14 protein-coding genes are annotated in these 17688 nt (G+C 67.9%); 6 read left to right on the top strand and 8 right to left on the bottom strand.

The features are described 5' to 3' along the window. Window positions 1-141: 141 nt before the first annotated feature. The gene (locus AB4Z55_RS20735; RefSeq protein WP_248644948.1) at window positions 142-2004 is read left to right on the top strand and encodes an ABC transporter ATP-binding protein; all 1863 of its coding nucleotides are present in this window, start codon (window positions 142-144) and stop codon (window positions 2002-2004) included. Here AB4Z55_RS20735 and AB4Z55_RS20730 read toward each other — a convergent pair. The 3 genes from AB4Z55_RS20730 to AB4Z55_RS20720 all read right to left on the bottom strand — a co-directional run bounded on the left by AB4Z55_RS20730 (window position 1939) and on the right by AB4Z55_RS20720 (window position 6645). After that, complete coding sequence (locus AB4Z55_RS20730) at window positions 1939-2919, bottom strand: alpha/beta hydrolase family protein (RefSeq protein ID WP_064569298.1); 981 nt, start codon at window positions 2917-2919, stop codon at window positions 1939-1941. The genes AB4Z55_RS20735 and AB4Z55_RS20730 overlap by 66 nt on opposite strands. A gap of 62 nt (window positions 2920-2981) precedes the next feature. Beyond that, the gene (locus tag AB4Z55_RS20725) at window positions 2982-4889 is read right to left on the bottom strand and encodes an ABC transporter ATP-binding protein (protein WP_369520428.1); all 1908 of its coding nucleotides are present in this window, start codon (window positions 4887-4889) and stop codon (window positions 2982-2984) included. Then, window positions 4882-6645, bottom strand: coding sequence for an ABC transporter ATP-binding protein (locus tag AB4Z55_RS20720; RefSeq protein ID WP_248644950.1), 1764 nt, complete (start codon window positions 6643-6645; stop codon window positions 4882-4884). Before AB4Z55_RS20720 ends, AB4Z55_RS20725 begins: the two co-directional genes overlap by 8 nt. Before the next feature lie 1392 nt (window positions 6646-8037). Between AB4Z55_RS20720 and AB4Z55_RS20715 the strand changes: the two genes are divergently transcribed. Further along, window positions 8038-8661, top strand: a complete 624-nt coding sequence (locus tag AB4Z55_RS20715; RefSeq protein WP_369520427.1) for a hypothetical protein — start codon at window positions 8038-8040, stop codon at window positions 8659-8661. A gap of 138 nt (window positions 8662-8799) precedes the next feature. Here AB4Z55_RS20715 and AB4Z55_RS20710 read toward each other — a convergent pair whose 3' ends face one another. The 3 genes from AB4Z55_RS20710 to AB4Z55_RS20700 form a co-directional block, all read right to left on the bottom strand. Next, window positions 8800-8928 carry a hypothetical protein gene (locus AB4Z55_RS20710; protein ID WP_255220176.1) on the bottom strand — a complete coding sequence of 43 codons (129 nt, stop codon included), beginning with the start codon at window positions 8926-8928 and terminating at the stop codon, window positions 8800-8802. A gap of 143 nt (window positions 8929-9071) precedes the next feature. Further along, entirely contained in the window at window positions 9072-9908 is an 837-nt protein-coding gene (mscL, locus tag AB4Z55_RS20705) for a large conductance mechanosensitive channel protein MscL (RefSeq protein WP_239403752.1), read from the bottom strand. 178 nt (window positions 9909-10086) lie between these two features. Further along, the gene (locus tag AB4Z55_RS20700) at window positions 10087-10758 is read right to left on the bottom strand and encodes an SAF domain-containing protein (RefSeq protein WP_369520426.1); all 672 of its coding nucleotides are present in this window, start codon (window positions 10756-10758) and stop codon (window positions 10087-10089) included. Window positions 10759-10988: 230 nt separating this feature from the next. On the opposite strand from AB4Z55_RS20700, the gene nhaA reads away from it, so the two are divergent. After that, window positions 10989-12254: a Na+/H+ antiporter NhaA gene (gene nhaA, locus AB4Z55_RS20695; RefSeq protein WP_369520425.1), complete on the top strand. Its 1266-nt coding sequence runs from the start codon at window positions 10989-10991 to the stop codon at window positions 12252-12254. 4 nt (window positions 12255-12258) lie between these two features. On the opposite strand, the gene AB4Z55_RS20690 is transcribed toward nhaA, so the two are convergent. Beyond that, window positions 12259-13806 (bottom strand): alanine/glycine:cation symporter family protein, encoded by a 1548-nt coding sequence (locus AB4Z55_RS20690; protein ID WP_369520424.1) that lies wholly within the window; start codon window positions 13804-13806, stop codon window positions 12259-12261. A 232-nt stretch (window positions 13807-14038) separates the two neighbouring features. Here AB4Z55_RS20690 and AB4Z55_RS20685 point away from each other — a divergent pair, with 232 nt between their 5' ends. Further along, window positions 14039-14371, top strand: coding sequence for an FmdB family zinc ribbon protein (locus AB4Z55_RS20685; RefSeq protein ID WP_208617924.1), 333 nt, complete (start codon window positions 14039-14041; stop codon window positions 14369-14371). A gap of 79 nt (window positions 14372-14450) precedes the next feature. On the opposite strand, the gene AB4Z55_RS20680 is transcribed toward AB4Z55_RS20685, so the two are convergent. Beyond that, the gene (locus AB4Z55_RS20680) at window positions 14451-15029 is read right to left on the bottom strand and encodes a 5-formyltetrahydrofolate cyclo-ligase (RefSeq protein WP_004020031.1); all 579 of its coding nucleotides are present in this window, start codon (window positions 15027-15029) and stop codon (window positions 14451-14453) included. Window positions 15030-15192: 163 nt separating this feature from the next. Between AB4Z55_RS20680 and AB4Z55_RS20675 the strand changes: the two genes are divergently transcribed. Together AB4Z55_RS20675 and glp are read left to right on the top strand one after the other, a co-directional pair. Then, window positions 15193-16137 carry a UTP--glucose-1-phosphate uridylyltransferase gene (locus AB4Z55_RS20675; RefSeq protein WP_004020030.1) on the top strand — a complete coding sequence of 315 codons (945 nt, stop codon included), beginning with the start codon at window positions 15193-15195 and terminating at the stop codon, window positions 16135-16137. Between the two features lie 157 nt (window positions 16138-16294). After that, a complete protein-coding gene (gene glp, locus AB4Z55_RS20670) occupies window positions 16295-17599 on the top strand; it encodes a gephyrin-like molybdotransferase Glp (protein WP_004020029.1) in 1305 nt (434 codons plus the stop codon). Window positions 17600-17688 lie beyond the last annotated feature (89 nt).

The following is a 17688-nucleotide window of genomic DNA, read 5'->3' as shown; positions in this document are numbered from 1 at the left end:
GTCTCCTGTAACCGGCCTTCTCGCATGGTTTTTCGACGGTCATCGGTCGTAGTGTCGGTCGCGGCGGTCCCGTCCCGCCGGCGAGGAGTGAGAAATCAAGTGTGCACTGCAACCGAATCGAGAGCGGCCGACGGTCGAGCCGTGGCGGAGTCGGCGCCACCGATGCCGGGTCGTGACACCGGGCCGGCGGCGTTGTCCGTGCCGGCCACCGTCCGTCGGTTCGCTCCGCTGCTCGCCGGTCTGCGGTGGCAACTCGCGATCGCGGTGTTGTGCCACCTCGTGCAGGTGGGCACCACGGTCGTCACCGTCGCCCTGTTCGGTCACATCGTCGACGAGGTGCTCGTGTCCGGGGACCTCGGCGCGCTCTGGACACCGATGACGATCTGGGTCGGGGTGTCGATGCTCGGCGCGGGGTCGTCGTACGCCGGCGCGATGCTCACCGGAAACGTCACCGAGACGGTCCTGCTGCGCCTTCGCGATCAGTTGTATGCGCACACCCAGCGGCTCGCACCGCATGCGCGGAGCCGATTCGGAGGTGGAGACCTGGTGTCGCGCAACACCGGTGACGTCGAGGCGGTCGACAGTCTGTTGTCGTCGGGAGTGGTCGCCGGCGTCGTCGCGGCGGTGAGCGTGCTCGTCTACGGGCTCGCGGCATTCGTGACGAACTGGCAGCTGGCGCTGATCGCGGCGATCCTCGCGCCGCTGCTGTGGCTGATCGCCCGTCGATTCGGGACCGCGGTGAAACGCGCCTCGCGTCGGGAACGGGAGGCGGCCGGGCAGATCAGTTCGCTTGTCGCCGAGGGCATCGGCTCCATGGTGGCCTTGCAGGCCGACAATCAGACAGCGCGTCACCGGCACCGGGTCGCCGACCAGAGCCGCCGGTGGCGGGATGCCCGGATGTCGGAGCTACGGGCCGACGCCGCCTTCACCGAGGCCGTGACGGTCGTGGAGGTGCTGTGCATGATCGCCGTCATCGCGTTCGGGGCGTGGCAGATCTCCCGGGGCGAGGCGCAATTGGGCACACTGATCGCCCTGACCGGCTATCTCGGCTACCTCTACCCGCAGATCCAGACGCTGGGCGGTCTGGTCGTCGAGATCACGTCCGCGACCGCGAGTGCCGAACGGGTGGCCCAGGTCCTCGATGCGCCGATGGGTGCTGCCGACGAGCACCTCCTCGATCCCGGCCCCACCGAACCGAGTGTCGCCGCCCGGGCCCCTGCCGGCTCCGTGGTCGCGGACTCCGGCCCCGCGACCTTGTCACTGACCGGCGTGTCGTTCGCGTACCCGGACAGCAGGTCTCAGGTTCTCGAGGACGCCCACCTGGAGATCCGCGCGGGTGAGACGCTGGCGATCACGGGTCCGAGCGGCGCGGGCAAGAGCACCCTGACCTATCTGCTGTTGCGCCTGTACGACCCCGATGCGGGCACGATCCGGTTGAACGGCACCGACATTCGCGACCTCGACGCGGCCGGGTTACGGGCGCACCTGTCGGTGCTGCACCAGCAACCGGCCCTGATGCGCGGCACGATCGCCGAGAACATCCGCTTCGGTCTCGAGACCGCCACAGCGGCCGACATCAGCGCGGCCGCGAAGACCGCGGGCGCAGCCGAGTTCATCTCGAGAATGAGTGGCGGCTTCGACGCCGAGGTCGTCGAGCGAGGGGAGAACCTGTCCGGCGGTCAGCGACAGCGAATCGCGCTGGCGCGCACGGTCCTGCGGAACCGGCCGGTGCTCGTCCTCGACGAACCGACCACCGGTCTCGACGACGAGAGCGTCGGCGAGATCCTCCGGCCACTCGCGGAGATCGCGTCCACCCGGACCACGCTTCTCATCAGCCATGACCCGCGCGTTCTCGAGCTCGCCGACCGGCGAGTCGAGTTGCGCGACGGTCGTTTCCTCGCTGCCGGGCCGATGGGGCCGCGGCGAGCGAGGCGGGGGCTATCCGAGGGCGCGTTCGTAGAACGACCACGAACGGTGCAGCTGGTCCTGCCAGTACAGCCATGAGTGGGTGCCGGTCGGCGGGAGATCCACGGTCGCCGGGATGTTCAGCTCACCGAGACGGTTGAGGAGCTGGACGGTGCATCCGAGGGTGGCGCCCTCGATCACGCCACCGACGACGACCTGGTCGGCGAGGGTGTCCAGATCCTTCACGTACCGGGGATTGTCGTACTGCCCGGGCAGACCACCGGCATTGCTGATGTAGAGCTTCTGGCCGCGGAGTTTGGCGGCGTTGACCACCGGATCGTGGGCGCGCCAACCGGAACCGCCGTAGGGGCCCCACATGTTGGTGGCGTCGCCGTCGCCGCGGGTCTCCACGACGAGGCGGATGTACTCCTGTCCGAACGGATCCGACGTCGTCGGGCAGCCGCTGTAGGAGCCGACGGCCTCGTAGAGATCAGGGTGCTCGATGGCGAGGTTCAGCACCGACGTCGCCGACGACGAGATCCCACCGATGGCGTTGCGGCCCGAGGTGTTGTACGTGGCGTCGACGACCGCGGGCAGCTCCTTGCCCAGGAAGGTCGACCACTTGTGCACGCCGAGAACCGGATCGGGCTTCTGCCAGTCGGTGTAGTAGCTGTACTGTCCGGCGTTCGGGATCACCACGTACAGATTCTTGTTGCGGGTGAACTCGACGATGTCGGTCTTCTCCAGCCAGTTGGCGCGGTCCTCGCCGCCGCCCGCACCGTTGAGCAGGTAGAGCACCCCGCGCGGCTTCGACTCGTCGGCCGGCTTGATCACCGTGAGCGGAACATCGCGATTCATCGCGTCGGAATGCACCACGATGTCGGTGACACGGCCGGGTGAACCGGCGTCGACCAGTCGTGGTGCCGCGCTCGCCCCACCGGTCAGCGGGGCGACGAGCGAGACGCTGAGGGCGACGACTGCCGCCAACCCGAGCCTGCGCAGACTGCTGTACACGTTTCCTCCTGATCGGGAGACGACGGACCGGTGACCCGACCCGCGCTGGCTCCTGCCTTCTGTCACGGGTTCGACCCCGTGTCCGGACCGTTCGGACTGCTGCCGTCCACCCGCTCGTCGTCCCGAGTGGCCTCACCCGGACCGCCCGGCGCCAGTCCGCACCGCCGGGCGTAGATGCCGCCCGCGGCGATCAGTTCCTGGTGGGTCCCGGCCTCGGCAATCACCCTATCCTCGAGCACGACGATCGTGTCGGCCAACGCGGCGGTCGCCATGCGGTGGGTGATCAGCAAGGTGGTGGTCCCCGCCCGCAGGCGGTGCAGGGCGCGTTGGACGAGCAGCTCGGTACGGGGGTCGGCAGCGCTCGTCGCCTCGTCGAGGATCAGGATCTTCGGCGACGACGCGATCGCGCGCGCGACGGTGACCAGCTGTTTCTCGCCCGCGCTGAGGTTCTCGGATTCTTGACCGATGATGGTGTCGATGCCGTTCGGCAGTGCGGCGACGATCTGCGCGACGTGGCTGTCATCGAGTGCGGCGTCCACCGCCCGCCCGTCGTCGATGCCGAAGGCGATGTTCTCGCGGACGGTTCCGGTGAACAGCCACGGCTCCTGGGTGACGACGGCCATGTCGGTGCGAACCTGCTGCGGTCCGAGTTCGGTGAGGTCGACGCCGTCGATGGTGATCGATCCGCGGCTCGGTGTGTAGAACGCCTGCAGGAGGTTGGTGAGGGTGGTCTTGCCCGACCCGGTGGTTCCGACCACGGCGGTGGTCGTGCCGGGCGCCATGCGGAAACTCACCGACCCGAGGACGGGGTTGTCCTCGTCGTACGCGAAAGCCACGTCGTCGAAGACGATCTCGGGTGGGAGCTGGTGCCGGCCGGATGAGGCGGGTATCGGCACGCCGGTGTCGACCCCGACGTCCTCGGGGGCCTCGAGCACCTCGCGGACCTTGCTCGCCGACACCGTTCCGGACTGGACCTTGGTGACGAAGCCGGCGAGCTCGCGGACCGCACTGGTCAGCTGTTGCGCGAACACGACCACGACCTGGGCCGCGCCGAGACTCAGATGGCCGTCGACCACCATGATCCCGCCGAGGACGGCCAGGACGAGGAACACCAGGGCATTGACCGCGGTCAGCACGGAGGGCAGTGAACCGCCGATCCACTGGGCGGAACGGACCGAGGAGAAGAGGCTGTCGTTGAGGTCGCGGAAACGACGTGCCGCAGTCGGTTCGGCGTTGTAGGCCTGCAGCATCCGGCGCGCGCTGAGCTCCTCCTCGACGTGACCGGTCAGGGCGGCGGTGGTCGTCCACCGGGACTCGAGGTGCGGCCGCGCCCGGCGGGCGAGCAGGACCGCGGCCAGCGCCGACACGGGCGCGGCGACGAGAGCGACGCCTGCCAGGACCGGGGAGATGACGAACAGCACGGCGGTGACGACGACGAGCGTCAGGGCATTCGTCGGGACGGTCACCAGCACCGGGGCGATCACGGTGGCGGCGTTGTCGGTGTGCGCCGTCAACTTGCTCACCAGCGCACCGCGTTTGGTGTTCTCGAAGTAGCGCAGCGGCAGCCGGTGGATCTTGTCCTCGATCCGGGCGCGGAGTCCGGCCACCGACCGCTGCACGGCGACGGTCAGCAGCTGGCCCTGGGCGAGGCTGCAGGCCGCGGCGGCCACGAACACCACGATCTGGACGCCGAGCAGGGTCCAGAGCAGCCTCCAGTCCATCGTCGCCTCGCCGACCGTGCCGTCGACGATGACGTTGGTGATCGCGCCGAACAGGATCGGTGCGACCACGCCTGCGACGGCCGCCAGGATGGCGAAGAGGGAGATCGCGGCACCACGACCCCGGCTCAGGTCGAGCTGCCGCACGATCCAACGCAGGGATCCGTCCGGCCCGGTCGTCTTCGGCGACGGAGTCGGTCGCCGGCCCTCGGTGGGTGCGCCCGGCCGCGTCTGCGACCGCTGGTCAAGCATTGGTCACCGCCTGTGCGTAGGCGATCTCCCGGTAGATCTCGCTGCGGTCCCGCAGCACGGAGTCGGTGCCCAGGTCGACGATTCGTCCGGCGTCGAGCACCGCGATGACGTCGGCTCGCTGCACCGATGACACCCGCTGCGCGGCGAGCAGGACCGTCGCGTCCGGATCGGCCCGCCGCAGGCGGTCGATGATCGCGGCCTCGGTGTCGACGTCGAGGGCGCTGAAGGGGTCGTCGAGCACGTACAGCGACGGCCGGCGGAGCACCGCGCGGGCCAGCGCCAGCCGTTGACGCTGACCGCCGGAGAAGTTGCGTCCCTCCTGCGACACCGCGGCCTCGAGAGCGCCGGGACGCGTCGAGACGAAGTCGGTGGCCGCGGCGACCTCGAGGGCGGACCACAGTTCGTCGTCGGTCGCGTCGGGGCGGGCGATCCGCAGGTTGTCGGCGATCGTCCCGGTGATGAGTTCCGCGCCCTGACCGACGAACGCACTTCGTGCCCGAACCCACGCGGGTGCGAGGCCGGTCACGTCGTGCGCGTCCCAGCGGAGGAGCCCCGAGGTCGGGTCGGCGAACCGCAGGGGCAGGGACAGCAGAGTCGATTTGCCGCTCCCGGTGCCGCCGAGGATGCCGGTGACCGTGCCGGGCGCGCAGAACAGCGAGACCTCGTCGACGGTGGGGGCCTCGGCCCCTGGGAAGGAGACGGACACCGCGTCGAAGACGATCGCGGGTGGCGTCGACGATCCATCCGCCTGGGGAGCGCCCGGGTCGAGGGGCTCGGTGTCGAGTACCTCGGTGATGCGTCCCGCGCTGGTGACGGCGCGCGGGATGATCCCGGCGATCATGGTCAGCAACGACACCGCCAGCAGGATCTGCGCGAGGTATCCCACCGTGGCGGTGATCTGGCCGATCTGCATCTCCCCGCGGTCGACGAAGACCGCACCCAACGCGGTCACCGTGACCACGGCGAGGTTCGAGACGACGGTGACCATCGGGAGCATCAGGACCTGCAGACGACCCAGACGCAGGGCCACATGGGTGAGTTCGTCGTTCTCCGCCGCGAACCGAGTGCGCTCGCGGTCCTCGCGACGGAAGGTCCGGATGATCGCGATCCCGCGCAACTGCTCGCGCAGCACCCTGTTGACGACGTCGAGGCGACGCTGCAGCTGGGAGGCCCACGGCACCAGACGTCGTACGAGCACGGCGACCAGGATCACGAGCACCGTCCCCGCGACGACCAGCACCGGTGCCATCCGCCAGCCCTGAACCAGCGAGAGCACCAGTGCGCCGAACAGCATCAACGGTGCGGTCACCACGACGGTCAGGGCGACGAAGAGGAATCCCTGGACCTGGCCGACATCACCGGTGGTACGCGTCAGCAGGCTCGACAGGCCGATGGAGTGGACCTGCGGATCGCTGAACGCACTGATCCGGCTGTGCAGGCGGAGGCGGAGGTCGCGCGCGGCGGTCGCCGAAATGTGTGACGCGAGAAAAGTGGCTCCGATCGACACCACCAGGTTGATCACGGCGACGACGACCATCAGCACACCGACTCGTTTGATCGTGGCCACGTCGCCGCGCAGGATGCCGTCGTCGATGATCGCGGCGTTCAGTGCCGGCTGGGCGAGTGTGGTGAACACCGACGCCAGCTGGAAGACGAGGAAGCCGGCACAGGCCCAGCGGGTGGCCCGGAGCGCGTCGAACAGGAGCGCGAGCAGCGCGCGGACCTCATCCTTGCTCAGCGAGCGGGTGACGGGCATCAGGTGAGGCTACTCCGGGTCGTGGTGACGCTGGCGAACCGCGCGGAACGGAAATTCTGCCCCGACATCGGGCTCGGTGGATGCGCGGTCGTGAGTGTTCCGAAGTCTACATGCGCGCGTTTTGCGCCGGACCGCACCGGATATCCCGGCCGACGATTCATCCGCTCTATCGCAAAATGGGCGCGAAGAATGCTTCGATATAGCGGAAAAACGTCGGGTTTGGAGCCAAAAACCGCCCCGGACCGTAGCCCGGGGCGGTTGGTCTCGGATCGAGATCTACGCGGGAGCGTCTTCCGAACCCGATTCGATCGAACCCGTGACCAGTTCGACGATTGCGTCGGTGATTGCGCCCTGAATGATGTCGGCCATGTGATCTCCTTCGTCGATGTGGACTTCCGCCGTGGGCGTCGAACGCGAGCGAACGACGATCACGACGCAGACAATACGATATTCGACAATGCGCTCCTCAACAGTCCGTGGACTCAGGATGAACCGTTCCACAACACTCGGACGCGCTGACCCGGCAATTCTTTTCGGACGGTGTGGCGCAAAGCAAACCGCCCACGGCGTGGGCCGGGGGCGGTTTGGGGACTCGGTGGATCAGTTCTCGGACTGAGCCTCGTCCGACTGGCTGTCGAGCTGGCGGAAAATCTCGCTCAGGTTGATTTCGATTCCGGTGGCCATGTGCATCTCCTTCTTGGTGAAGCGATTCGGGTTGCGCGGCAGCGTGCTTTGGCCGCTGAAGTCACCTGCTGTTGCAGTCGGTCCCGCGAGCTCGGACCGATGAACAAGATGGCTGACTAGGAGGGATCCTCAGGAACCTCGGGGACCTCGGGATCGGCAGATCCGCTCAGCAACGATGCGATGGCCTGCGCGATGCTTCCTTCGACAATTTCACCCATGTGGTCTTCTCCTTGCTTGGTGTTTCGTTCTAAGTCTCTTCCGCGCGCCGTTTACCGCCGAACGGGTTACGTCGAAGCCGTGAACTATTGAGCCCTCGTAGAAAGCTTGGACGGACGCAGGCGTTCTTCGGCTTGGGACTGGGCTCCCCTGGATGACGAACTAGTCGCCGGTGGTGGGGGGAGGCAGCGGCTCGTCCGAGCCGCCGTCGGAAGCGGTGACCAGTTCCTCGATGTAGAGGCGGATCCAGGAAATATTGATCGCTTCAGCCATGCGAATCTCCTATTAAGTGTCGACGATCTTGTTGTGTAGCCCGGTCGTTCCATCGATAAGACGGCAACGCGGCTGACCATACCGCACGTTTCCAGGGCTGTCCTGACCAGAGAAGGTTGAATTCTCGGTGAACTCATTCGGCTCGGACGCACGGAACGGTCCTGTCGAACACCGACCGATGGTTGGCCGTCGGCCATGTGAATGTGCTGGTATGAACCGATGACGCAACGCGTGGAGGTAGGCGGCACGACGTCCCGGCAATTGGTCGAATCGGATCGGGAGACCGCACTCGACCTGCTCGAACACGGACTGCGTGAGGTCCCGGTCTACCGCTGGCTGATCGGCGCGGACGCGCCCGTCGAGGCATACCGCTGGTACGGGGAGATCCTGTTCATCGAGTATCTGCACGGCCTGCACGGTGTGTTCGACGAGCGGGGCGAGCTGATCGCGCTGATCGCGGTGTCGGCCCCCACCGACGAAGCCGGGCGGATCGACGAGGACCTCAAGACACGCACCAAGCATCAGGTACAGGCCATCGACGGCTTCATCCACCGCTTCACCGAGTTGCAGCGGAAGTCGGAGGAGGCGCAGGTTGCGGAGAACCCGATCCGGGTGATCTTCGCGCTCGTCCGGCCGGATCATCGCCGAGGTGGCACTCTCGCCGGGCTGGTCGACCCGGTCATCGAACGCGGACGACGCGAAGGGCTGGCGGTCACGTGCAGCACGAGCGACGAACAACTCTCGGCGTTGTACGCCCGCAGATGGAATGCGCTGGTACGCAAGGATTTCACGTTGACCGACGGTCCCACCGTGTGGGTCCAGCGCGTCGATCCGCCGGTGTGACGAGTTGTTCCGGCGGTGGGAGCGAAGCGAGCCACGGAGGGTGGTGGGTCACCAGCCCTTCGTGGCTCGTCGCTATCGCTCCTCGCACCTCAGGGACCAGAACGGGTCGCTTCTTTCGGATTAGGGAGCGGAGGGGTGTCAGCTACCGAAGAACCACGGGAACGTCTTGGGGCGGGCCTGCGGACGCGCCTGGTTGCGCTGCTGCGGACGCGCCTGGCGGCGGTTCTGGGGCTGCGGCTGACGGTTCTGCGCGGGCTTGTTGGGCATTCGATCATCCTGTTCTCGTTCGGTCGCACCGGTTTTGGGGTCCGGTGCGGTCGCACGTTCCGGCGACGAATCCCAAAGTAGGGAGCCAACCTTCGGGTTCGGATGGTTCCGCCTGTCAGCTTCCTGCGAGACCGCGGTCCGCGTCAGCGCGAGTGACGGCCCGGCGCGTCCGGGCCCTCGCCCGGGAAGTCGCCCGGGTACTGCTCACCGGGATAACCGGATCCGGGGCCGGGCGGCGGGTAGTTGCCGGCACCCGGGTAGTTGCCGGGCGGCGGGTAGCTGCCCGGAGCGGGTTGCGGCGTCGGATACGGCTGTCCGGTAGGGCCTCCCGGCGGCGGTCCCTGCGGCGGGCGGTTCTGCGGAGGAGCCGACTGGGGCGGAACGGACTGGGGCTGGCCCGATTGCGGGGGAACCGGGTGTGAGGGCGGACCCTGAGGAGACGGGGGAGTCGAGATGCGTTGCGTCGTACCGGCTCCGGCGGGCGCCTCATAGGGGGCAAAGGAACCCGACGGCGGACCGTAGGAGTCGCCGGCAGGCCCGGCCGGATCGGACAGATGCGGCGGCAGGTCGCTCTCGGCTTCCGCCTTGGCTTTCGAGGTGCCCTCGGGGTCGAGCAGATCGCGGATCTCGGACAGCAGCGCGATCTCCGTGACCTCCGCCTTCTTCCCGAAACCGCCCAGTTCGGCCAGCTTGTTGTACGGCAGGATGATGATGAAGTACACCACTGCGGCGATGATCAGGAAGTTGATCACGGCAGTGATGACGCTGCCGAGGTCGACGAATGTCGATGGGTTGTCGGTGATCTGGAAGCCGAGTCCCTGCGCGGCGTCGGAGCCGACGGGGATCGAGTTGATGATCGGCTGGACGATGCCGTCGGTGAAGGCGGTGACGATCGCGGTGAACGCCGCGCCGATGATGACCGCTGTTGCCAGCTCGACGACATTGCCCTTGAGTATGAAGTCCCTGAATCCCTTGAGCACGGTGTGCGGCCTCTTTTCGGTGGTGTCCTGCTCTTGTCCGGCGATTCTGCGCACGATCGGAGCAAATCCGACACGCGCTGTGCGAGCTCGTACTACCCTATCCACGATCGTGAAGGAACCGATCCATTTGAGTTGATTCGCGCCGCTGTGTCGTTGCGGGCGAGGTCGGTATCCGCGGTCAGTGCAGGACCACGGCGAGCGACGTGTCGAGCCCCGCGGCGGCCACCCGGTGAGCAGCCGCGGCGTCCATGGCGAGCAGCACCGGGGCGGCCGCCGCCCGGCTGGGAGCGAGGCCGCCGGACTGCGGCTCGGCGGCATGCAGGGCCACGACTGCCCGGCGTGCCAACACCTCCGCGTCCTCGGTCAGCACGTCCACCACGTCACCCGGGCGGAGGAGTGAGGTCACCGCGTCGTCCGACAACCGGATCGGCACGAGGCGGGCGTCGTCGATCCCGGTCAGGTCGGCGGGCAGATGCGAGGACAGCAACCGCGCGTCGGTGAGGATCTCGCCTCCGCGGACACGTCCGGTGACCGTCCGTCCGACGGCCGGTGCCGCCTCGGTCAGGACGCCGTCGGGAACCGTCCTGCCGGCGACCAGGTGGGATCGTAGGTCGCCTGACTCGACGATCTGACCCGGCAGCAGGTCATGCGCGGCGACCAGGACCTCGACATCGCCGTCGGCGCGCGTTCCGGCGACCCCGATGACCACCGCGGCGACGACCAGGCACGCGGCGGCGACGCGGCGGACCAGGAGGTTGCGTGTCCACCCCGGGCGCAGTGCGGAACTCAACCGGTCGCGGAGTCGAGGCCCGAGGGAGGCGCTGGATGGATGCTTCGACGGGGCAGACATGACGCGAAGGCTAGGTTCGTCGACCGGGACGGGCGGCGCTCCGGACGCGCCTGTGGACAACTCGAAACCTGCCCTCGGTCCCTGTGGACCTCGTCCTCGCGGGCGGGCCGGAATGGCCCGCGGCGTGGCAGTGGGGGAGAATCGGTGATCGGTGTGCCGGGAAGTCTGGTCGGCCGCTGCCCGGCGCGGGTGGCGTGACGATGATCCGTCCGTCCGACCAGAGGAGATCGATGACCGACCAGACACCAGACGAGCTCGCAGGCGACGCCGGCCGGGCGAACCGATTGCGGCGCTGGGCCGCGCTGGACACGACCAGCGGGGCACTGCTTCTCGTGGCCGCCGCCATCGCCGTGGTGTGGGCCAACTCGCCGTGGCGCGCGGCCTACGATTCCCTGCTCGACGTCGAAGTCGGGCCCGAGGCGCTCCACCTGCACCTGTCGCTGGCGCACTGGGCGTCTGACGGGCTGCTGGCGATCTTCTTCTTCGTCGTGGGGGTCGAACTCAAACACGAATTCGTGGCCGGGAGCCTGCGAGACCTGAGACTCGCGGGCGTGCCGATCGCCGCTGCGGTGGGCGGGATGGTCACCCCCGCGCTCTGCTACGTCGCGGTGGTCGCCCTCGGCGACCCCGAAGGGTTACGGGGCTGGGCCATCCCGACCGCCACCGACATCGCATTCGCCCTGGCGGTGCTCGCGATCTTCGGACGCGGACTGCCGCTCGCGCTGCGGACGTTCCTGCTGACGCTCGCCGTCGTCGACGACCTCCTGGGCATCATCGTCATCGCGACCTTCTACACCGAGGAGATCGACTTCGTCATGCTGGCGGCCGCGCTGGTCACGGTGGCCCTCTTCGCCGTGCTGGTGCGGCAGGCGTGGCGGTGGTGGCCGGTCCTCATCCCGGTGGCTGTCGTCGCGTGGGGCCTCATGCACGCTTCCGGCGTCCACGCGACCGTTGCCGGCGTCCTGCTCGGATTCGTCGTGCCCGCCGTTGCCATCCGCGGCGAGGCGCAGCCGCGCACCGAACGACTCGACGACGCGGTTCGCCCGTACTCGGCCGCACTCGCCCTGCCGGTGTTCGCCTTCGCCGCCGCGGGGGTGACCGTCGTCGGCGGGGCCGGGTCGATCGTGCAGCCGGTGTCGATCGGCATCGTCGTCGGATTCGTCGTCGGCAAACTCGTGGGCGTCCTCGGCTCGACGTGGCTGATGACGACGTTCACTCCGCTGCGATTGCCCGACTCGATCGGGCTTCGCGACCTCCTGCCGGTGGGCCTGCTGACCGGCGTCGGATTCACTGTTGCGTTGCTCATCGCCGAACTGAGCTTCGAGGCCGGCTCCGACGATCACGCCGCCGCGGCGAAGGCGGCGATCCTCGTCGGATCAGTGGTCTCGGCGATCCTCGCCGCGATCCTGCTGCGGTGGGACGCCCGGCAGGCGCGCGACCCGGACATGAACCGCGACAACATCCCCGACATCGACAAGGACGTCATCGGGGGATAGGTCCCTACTTCGACAGTGTCGCGGCTTCCCGGGTGTCGTCGGCCCGACCGTAGGACTCCCAGAACGTCGCTCCCACGATGCCCAGGGCGACCGGATCGAAGATCGGGTCCTTGCCTTCCTTCTTCTGCTTCTCGTAGTCGCGCAGCGCCTTGAACGCCGGCTGCTGCAGGATCAGGATGCCGATGATGTTCAGCCACGCCATCAGGCCGACGCCGATGTCGCCCAGCGTCCACGCCTCGCTCGCGGTGGAGACGCAGCCGATGGCCACCGACACCAGGATCAGGGCCTGGAGCAGCATCGTCAGATTGGCGCCGAGCGTGCTGCGAAGCGGACCGATGTAGATCGTGGACGCCTTGCCCATCAGGAACCGCAGGTTGGTCTCGGCCATGTAGTAGTACGCGATGATCGTCGTGAGGCAGAAGAACGCGAGTGATACCGCGACGAAGGTCGACCCGGCGCCGCTCCACATGCTGTCGAAACCGATCTGGACGAAGGTGGGGCCCACATCGGTGCCGCCGGGAAGCAGGCCGCCGTCGGCGATCACCGCGCCGTCGGCGCTCCCACCTTCGAACACCCGGTAGGCGCCGGTCGAGATGATGAGGAAGCCGGTCGCCGAGCAGACGAACAGGGTGTCGACGTACACGGCGAAGGCCTGAACGAACCCCTGCTTGGCGGGATGCGAGACCTCGGCGGCCGCGGCGGCGTGGGGGCCGGTGCCCTGACCTGCCTCGTTGGAGTAGATGCCGCGCTTGACGCCCCACATCACGGCGGCGCCGACGACCGAGCCGAAGACGGAATCGATCCCGAAGGCGCTCGCGAAGATCAGGCGCAGGACCTCGGGGATCTGCGACGCGTTGGTGAAGACGACCACCAGCGCGAACAGGATGTACAGGACGGCCATGAACGGGACCACGATCGTCGCGAAGGTCGCGATGCGCTTGACCCCGCCGGTGATGACGAACGCGAGCACGATGACCACGCCGACCGCGACGGCCCAGTCCGCGATGCCCCAGGCCTGGCTCATCGCGATCGCCATCGAGTTGGATTGCACGCTCGGGAGCAGCAGTCCGCAGGCGAGAACGGTCACAGCGGCGAACACGAGACCGTAGACCTTGAAGAACGGCGCCGCCTTGGTGTGGGCGAGTGCCTTGCTGAAGTAGTAGGCGGGCCCGCCGCGGTACTCGTTGGTCAGCGGGTCGCGGGTCTTGTAGATCTGGCCGAGCGTGCACTCGACGAACGACGTCGATGCCCCGAGAAACGCCATCGCCCACATCCAGAACAGTGCGCCCGGCCCGCCGAAGGCGATCGCCGTCGCCACACCGGCGATGTTGCCGGTCCCGACACGGCCGGCCAGCGAGATCATCAGGGCTTGGAAGGACGAGACACCGTCGGGGGAGCTCTCGCCATGACGCATGACCCGGATCATCTCGGGCACGTGCCGGATCTGCAGGAACCTGGATCGGATCGAGAAATACACCCCCACACCGAGACACAGGTACACCAGCGGATTGCTCCAGATGATGCTGTTGAGGTCGTTCAAGAAATCGGTCATGAGGACTCCAGCGATGGTGGGTGATGCCGTGCGGGCAGCACGTCGCGGACATTGCGCGGTGAACGGATTACTTCGGCTTGGCAAACACTTTGCACGACGCCAGGCGGTGGTGCGCGACAAGCCGGGAATCGAACGACGGAAAATCAGCTCGGAGCCTTGCTTAGCACTCGGAATGACTGAGTGCCAAAGTCGGTTACACTGGTCAGCGTTTACTGACTTTTCGGAGGTTTCGGTGCCCACCTACTCGTATGCCTGCACGGAGTGCGACAACAAGTTCGACATCGTCCAGTCCTTCTCCGACGACTCGTTGACCGAGTGCCCGCAGTGCGCGGGTCGTCTGCGCAAGCTGTTCAACTCGGTCGGCATCGTGTTCAAGGGCAGCGGTTTCTACCGCACGGACTCGCGTCCGGGATCATCGTCGGACACCTCGACGTCGTCGTCCTCGTCAGAGAGCTCGTCGTCCTCGAGTTCCTCGTCGTCGGACAGCTCGTCGAGCAGTTCGAAGTCGGACTCGTCCAGCTCGTCGTCGACGAAGAGCGAGACCAAGGCCGCGACGCCGGCCTGACCGGCGCCACGACAACATCATCGACGCAAACCCGGGCGGCTGTCGCTACGACACCGCCCGGGTTTCGCTGTCCCGCCGATCAGGCGAGTCTGCCGAACCCGTCCTCGGGTGTGAGTGTCCAGCCGACCGGGACGTCGTGGTCGCCGGACGGAAGTGAGTCGACGACCTCGTCGTCGTAGACCACGCCGACGAGGTCGGCCGACAGCCCGTGCAGGGTGCGGTCGTAGTACCCCGCGCCCCGCCCCAGCCGCACCCCGCTCTTGTCGATGGCCAGCGCGGGCACCAGGATCACCGATGCCGCGCGGATCGCGGTCACCCCGACCCGGTCGGTCGTCGGCTCGAGAAGGCCCCAGCGGCCCGGCGCCAACGAGTCCGGCCCCGTGTAGGGAGCCCAGTCCAACGGTGCGGGACCGCCGTCGGGGACCACTGGTACGAGCACCGAAACGCCTCGGTCGACCAGTGCGTCGAGCATCGAATTCGAGCCGGGTTCGTTGCCCACCGGCACGTGGGCGGCAACCGTCACGTCGTACTCCAGACGGAACGGGCAGGCATACATCCACTCGGCGAGGGCGGCTGCGGAACGGTCCCGTTCTGCCTCGGAGCGCCGGGAGCGTCGCTCTTCGATCTCTTGTCGCAGTTGCTGTTTCAGCGTTGGCAAGACCCGACCGTCCTTCGCGTCGTCTCGACACCGGTGGCGTGTGCGTCCCGGCGGTGACAGCCGGGACGCCCGCACTGTATCCGACCGTCGGAATGGGTGTGGTGAGGTCCCCGTGACCGCCGTCTGTCCGGCCGACCACTCACTCCTGTCCTAGGGTGGATTCATGAGTGCGACGGATAAAGCTGGTTTCAGTGAGTACGACGGTGTACCCAACACTCCGCCGATCCCGCGTACCGCGGTCGTCCCGGCAGCCGGGTTGGGCACGAGGTTCCTGCCGGCCACCAAGACGGTTCCCAAGGAATTGCTCCCCGTGGTCGACACCCCGGGCATCGAGCTGGTCGCCGAGGAGGCCAAGGCGGCCGGCGCCGATCGTCTGCTCATCGTCACCTCGCCCGGCAAGGACGGCGTGGTCGCCCACTTCGTCGAGGACCTCGTCCTGGAGAACACACTCGCCACGCGCGGCAAGGAGTCGATGCTGGCGAAGGTGCGCAAGGCGCCCAACCTGCTCGAGGTCGCCTCGGTCGTCCAGGAGAAGCCGCTCGGCCTGGGTCATGCGGTCGGGTGCGTGGAGAGCTACCTCGACGACGACGAGGACGCCGTCGCGGTCCTGTTGCCCGACGATCTGGTCCTGCCCGGCGGTGTCCTGGAGGTCATGGCCCGCACGCGGCAGCGCCGAGGTGGGTCGGTGCTGTGTGCCATCGAGGTCCCCGAAGAACGGATCAGCGCGTACGGCGTCTTCGACGTCGAGCCGCTGCCCGATGCCAACAACCCCAACGTGATGCGGCTCAAGGGCATGGTCGAGAAGCCCGAACCGCAGGACGCGCCGTCGAATCTCGCCGCCGCGGGCCGCTACATCCTGGACCGCAAGATCTTCGACGCGCTGCGGCGCATCGAGCCCGGGGCCGGCGGTGAGCTCCAACTCACCGACGCGATCGCGCTGCTCATCGAGGAGGGCGAGCCGGTTCACGTCGTCGTGCACCACGGCACCCGGCACGATCTCGGCAACCCCGGCGGTTACCTGAAGGCCGCCGTCGACTTCGCCCTCGACCGTGACGATTACGGCCCCGATCTGCGCGAGTGGCTGGAGAAGCGCCTCGCCGACAGCTGAGTCGGCGCCGCGATCGACGGTTGCATCCGCGCGCCTCGCACGCCGAGGCGGGAGTGCTCGATAACGTCTCCGACGTGTTGTATCGAGTGCACGACGCGCCGTGGGCTGTCGTCTGCACGTTCCGGTGCCGACCGGTTGAGACGAGAAGAGCGGTGAGATGCGGTCTGTCGAAGATCATCTGACGCTGGTGACCGCGGCGGCGGTGGCGCCGCGACCGGTGCGCGTCGCGATCTCCGAGGCGCAGGGCCTGATGTGTGCCGAAGAGGTCGTCACCGAGCACCCGATGCCCGGATTCGATCAGGCGGCGATCGACGGCTACGCGGTACGGGCGGTCGACGTGGGACTCGCCGGGGTACTCGCGCCCGAGGACCTCGAGGAGTTCGACGCCAACGGCGCGGAGCTGGTCGATCTCGAACCCGGTGAGCCGATGATCGTGTCGCTGCCCGTGGTCGGAGAGGTCGGCCCGGGTGCTCGCACACCGACGCGACTGCAGCCACGTCAGGCGGTGCGCGTCGAGACCGGGGCCCCGATGCCGACGCTCGCCGACGCAGTGGTCCCGCTGCGCTGGACCGATGGGGGCGATCAGAAGGTCAAGATCGGGCACGGTGTGGAGAGCGGCAACTACGTCCGGCGGGTCGGCGACGACGTACAGCCGGGCGACGTGGCTGTCCGCGCGGGTTCGATCATCGGACCCGCCCAGGTCGGTCTCCTCGCGGCGGTCGGCCAGGCGCGGGTGATGGTCCACCCCAGGCCGCGGTTGTCGGTCATCTCGGTGGGCAGCGAGCTCGTGGACATCGACCGCACACCCGGACCCGGTCAGATCTACGACGTCAACAGCTACGCGCTGGCGGCCGCCGCCCGCGACGCCGGAGCCGATGTGAACCGTGTCGGCATCGCCGAGCGCGAGGCGTCGCGGATGCGCGAAGTCGTGGAGGCGCAGCTGATCCGCTCCGAGATCGTGGTGATCTGCGGTGCCGTCGGGGGCAGTGCGTCGACCGCCGTCGCCGACGCACTCGCCGATCTCGGCGACCTCGAGATCGTGCGTGTGGCGATGCATCCCGGCTCGGTCCAGGGTTTCGGGCGCCTCGGTCGCGACGAGGTGCCGACGTTCCTGCTGCCCGCCAACCCGGTGAGCGCGCTGGTGACCTTCGAGGTGATGGTCCGTCCGCTCATCCGGATCGCGCTCGGGAAGCGGCAGCCGATGCGGCGGATCATCAAGGCCCGCACCATCGGACCGATCGCGTCGGTCCGCGGCCGCAAGGGCTACTTGCGCGGGCAGCTGATGCGCGACGAACGTTCCGGTGACTACCTGGTGCAGGTGCTCGGGGCGTCGCCGACGGGGTCCTCGCACCTGCTCGCCGAACTGGCCGAGGCGAACTGCCTGATCATGGTCGACCCCGACGTCGAGGAGATGGGTACCGGCGACGAGGTGGAGGTGGCCTTCCTCGCGCAACGCGGGTGAGCCGGCGTCGGTAGGGCGGCGCCGAGTCGAAGCCACCCACCCGACGCGAGATGCCGGTCTCATGTCGACACCACTGTGACTGCGCATAA

Origin of the sequence: Gordonia sp. ABKF26 (assembly GCF_041103195.1) — a bacterium.
GTDB classification, from domain to species: domain Bacteria; phylum Actinomycetota; class Actinomycetes; order Mycobacteriales; family Mycobacteriaceae; genus Gordonia; species Gordonia terrae.
The sequence above is the reverse complement of the archived record's forward strand: the minus strand, read 5'-3'. Positions and strand labels throughout refer to the sequence as shown.

What these genes read in the sequence shown, in the direction of transcription:
- AB4Z55_RS20725 (WP_369520428.1), bottom strand. Translation starts at nt 4,889, where the DNA reads ATGCTTGACCAGCGGTCGCAGACGCGGCCGGGCGCACCCACCGAGGGC.
- AB4Z55_RS20720 (WP_248644950.1), bottom strand. Translation starts at nt 6,645, where the DNA reads ATGCCCGTCACCCGCTCGCTGAGCAAGGATGAGGTCCGCGCGCTGCTC.
- AB4Z55_RS20715 (WP_369520427.1), top strand. Translation starts at nt 8,038, where the DNA reads ATGACGCAACGCGTGGAGGTAGGCGGCACGACGTCCCGGCAATTGGTC.
- AB4Z55_RS20710 (WP_255220176.1), bottom strand. Translation starts at nt 8,928, where the DNA reads ATGCCCAACAAGCCCGCGCAGAACCGTCAGCCGCAGCCCCAGAACCGC.
- AB4Z55_RS20700 (WP_369520426.1), bottom strand. Translation starts at nt 10,758, where the DNA reads ATGTCTGCCCCGTCGAAGCATCCATCCAGCGCCTCCCTCGGGCCTCGA.
- nhaA (WP_369520425.1), top strand. Translation starts at nt 10,989, where the DNA reads ATGACCGACCAGACACCAGACGAGCTCGCAGGCGACGCCGGCCGGGCG.
- AB4Z55_RS20690 (WP_369520424.1), bottom strand. Translation starts at nt 13,806, where the DNA reads ATGACCGATTTCTTGAACGACCTCAACAGCATCATCTGGAGCAATCCG.
- AB4Z55_RS20675 (WP_004020030.1), top strand. Translation starts at nt 15,193, where the DNA reads ATGAGTGCGACGGATAAAGCTGGTTTCAGTGAGTACGACGGTGTACCC.
- glp (WP_004020029.1), top strand. Translation starts at nt 16,295, where the DNA reads ATGCGGTCTGTCGAAGATCATCTGACGCTGGTGACCGCGGCGGCGGTG.